The 638-nt window shown below is 66.0% G+C and carries 1 protein-coding gene; it reads left to right on the forward strand.

Going from position 1 to position 638, the window contains the following annotated elements:
• Positions 1 to 372 (forward strand): transposase (locus KZ813_RS19950; RefSeq protein ID WP_219756742.1); only part of this gene is annotated, 372 nt, incomplete at its 5' end.
• Between the last annotated feature and the right edge of the window lie 266 nt (positions 373 to 638).

Below are 638 nucleotides of genomic sequence, written 5' to 3' on the forward strand. Positions count from 1 at the left end.
GGCGTCGGCCCGGTGATAGCGACCGCCCTGGTGGCGCTGGCGCCCGCTGCCAGCACCTTCCGTCGCGGGCGCGACTTCGCCGCCTGGCTCGGGCTGGTACCCCGACAGCACTCCAGCGGCGGCAAGGAGCGCCTCGGGCGGACAACGAAGATGGGAGAGCGTAGCTTGCGCAGGCTTCTGATCATCGGCGCGAGCTCAGTGACGAAGGTCGCGGCGCGCAATCCTGATAAAGTCGGTGCATGGCTGGCCGGCATGCTAGCTCGCAAGCCGCGCATGCTGATCACCGTTGCGCTCGCGAACAAAATGGCGAGGACCGTCTGGGCGCTGATGGCGCACGGCGGATCCTACAAAGCTCCGGCCGCAGCGGCGTAGCCGCCAAGGCTTGAGGCGTCAGGGACGCAGGGAAGGTCAGTAGAGAGGTATGGCGCAACGGTCAGAAGACGGGATTGGGAAAACCAGTGAAACGTCCGAGCGCCTCGAGCGCGCAACTTCGGTCTGGACCCGGTCCGCGATCTCCATACAGGCCAGCAGCCGTGATGATGGCTGCATCACAGGCCGGACACACGGAAGCACCTGAACCCGCGCGATCAAATCTCCCGAACACCCCCTTGTATCCGGTGGGGCGTCCACACACGGAC

Origin of the sequence: Sphingomonas folli (assembly GCF_019429525.1) — a bacterium.
Taxonomy (GTDB): domain Bacteria; phylum Pseudomonadota; class Alphaproteobacteria; order Sphingomonadales; family Sphingomonadaceae; genus Sphingomonas; species Sphingomonas folii.